The organism is Candidatus Proelusimicrobium excrementi, assembly GCF_937881865.1.
GTDB classification, from domain to species: Bacteria; Elusimicrobiota; Elusimicrobia; order Elusimicrobiales; family Elusimicrobiaceae; genus Proelusimicrobium; species Proelusimicrobium excrementi.
In genome coordinates this window covers 1-1,983 of record NZ_CALGEO010000113.1, presented here as the reverse complement: position 1 = coordinate 1,983, position 1,983 = coordinate 1, and the positions used below count along the sequence as shown (strand labels likewise).

The following is a 1,983-nucleotide window of genomic DNA, read 5'->3' as shown; positions in this document are numbered from 1 at the left end:
TAAAACCCGGCTCTCAACTAACCGCCCCGCGTTCTTTTCAGGACGCGGGGTTTTGTCATAAAAAACGGCCGCTTTTCGGGCGGCCGTTTAAGTGAAGTCTTTAAAATTAATTGGAAAGGGTTTCCTTCCAAGCGTTTTTCTCGGCTTCGATTTGCTGCTTTACATTGTCGATTTTTTCTTTGACTGCGTTTTTTGCGGAATCTAAAGCGGAAGAGGAAGCGTTGGCGGCTTCGTCCGCTTCTTTGGCGGCGGTGTAAGCAGCTTTTGCGTCGCTTATTTTTTGCCTGGTTTCAGCCGATTTTTGCAAAACTTCTTCCAAAGTCATGGTTTTTGTGGCTGACGTAGTTTCCGTTTGGGATGAGGCGCAGCCAGCAAAGGCAAAAACGCAAACGAGCAGCGAAAGCGTAAGAATAAAAGCGAAGGGTACTGTCTTTTTCATTTGTTTCTCCTTAACAATTTAAGTTTTTTATATTTTATAAAATTTTGATTTTTGACGGTAATAAAAAAGGACCTCTTGACTTAAAGTTAACTCCAGCTGTTAAAATATTATTGTTCGGATTTATCGGCGCGCCGCAAAATTAAACCTAAATAAAAAAACGCGCCGCTTGTTATAAGGAGAAATATTATGTATTTAGAGCAAATAAGTAACCCCGCCGACGTTAAGAAATTGGATAAATCTCAGTTGGAAGTTTTAGCTTCGGAAATACGCTCGGCTCTGCTTGCCAAGCTCAGCAAACGCGGGGGGCATTTCGGCCCGAATTTCGGCATGGTGGAAGCCACGATAGCTTTGCACTATGTTTTTAATTCGCCCAAAGACAAAATCGTTTTTGATATTTCGCATCAGTCTTATCCCCATAAAATGCTTACCGGCAGAAAGGACGCATTCTTGAAAGAAGAGCACTACGCCGACGTATCGGGCTACACAAACCCTAATGAGAGTGAACACGATTTCTTTACTGTCGGGCATACTTCCACGTCGGTCAGCCTCGCCTGCGGGCTTGCCAAAGCGCGCGATTTAAAAGGGGAAAACGGCAATGTAATCGCCGTTATCGGCGACGGCTCTTTAAGCGGCGGTGAAGCTTTGGAAGGTTTGGACTTTGCGCCGGAGCTTAAAAGCAATTTCATCATTCTCGTGAACGATAACGATATGTCCATAGCGGAAAATCACGGCGGCCTTTACGGCAATTTAAAGCTTTTGCGCGAAACGGACGGCAAAGCCGAATGCAATTTGTTTAAAGCTTTCGGGCTTGATTATGTCTTTGTTAAAGAGGGAAACAATATTCAGGCCTTAATTGAAGCTTTCAAAAAAGTTAAGGATATAAATCATCCCGTGGCGGTGCATATATGCACGCAAAAAGGCAAGGGCTACGCGCCGGCGGAAACAAACAAGGAAAATTGGCATTACTGCATGCCTTTTGACGTCGCCACCGGCAAAATACTCTCCGCGCCAGCAGGGGAAACTTACGCTTCAATCACGGCGGAATATTTGCTTGCGAAAATGAAAGAAAATAAAGCCCTCGCGGCTATAACGGCAGGCACTCCCGCCGCCTTTGGCTTTACCGAAGAAAAACGTAAAAAAGCCGGGAAGCAATTTGTTGACGTAGGCATAGCGGAAGAAACCGCCGTCGCGCTTTCTTCAGGCATGGCCTCGGCCGGCGCAAAACCTGTTTGGGGCGTGTTCAGCTCTTTTATACAAAGAACTTTCGATCAGCTTTCCCAAGATTTGTGCATAAACAATAATCCGGCCGTGATATTGAACTTTTGGGCTTCAGTCTACGCCATGAACGACGTTACGCACCTAGGCATTTATGATATTCCGCTTGTTTCCAATATCCCGAATATGGTTTATATGGCCCCCGTTACCAAGGAAGAATATATTTCCATGCTGGATTGGGCCGTGAAGCAGAATGAACACCCCGTAGCCATACGCGTGCCTTTGCAGGTTATAAGCGGCGGCAAAGAAGTCAAAAGGACTGGGGCGCG

The 1,983-nt window shown here is 45.7% G+C and carries 2 protein-coding genes; one reads left to right on the top strand and one right to left on the bottom strand.

All coding sequences use genetic code 11. The annotated features are described in order from the left end of the window. Positions 1-106: 106 nt before the first annotated feature. Positions 107-439 (bottom strand): hypothetical protein, encoded by a 333-nt coding sequence (locus tag ACQY26_RS05110; protein ID WP_428048068.1) that lies wholly within the window; start codon positions 437-439, stop codon positions 107-109. A 186-nt stretch (positions 440-625) separates the two neighbouring features. Between ACQY26_RS05110 and ACQY26_RS05105 the strand changes: the two genes are divergently transcribed. Further along, positions 626-1,983 (top strand): 1-deoxy-D-xylulose-5-phosphate synthase (locus ACQY26_RS05105; protein WP_428048066.1); only part of this gene is annotated, 1,358 nt, incomplete at its 3' end.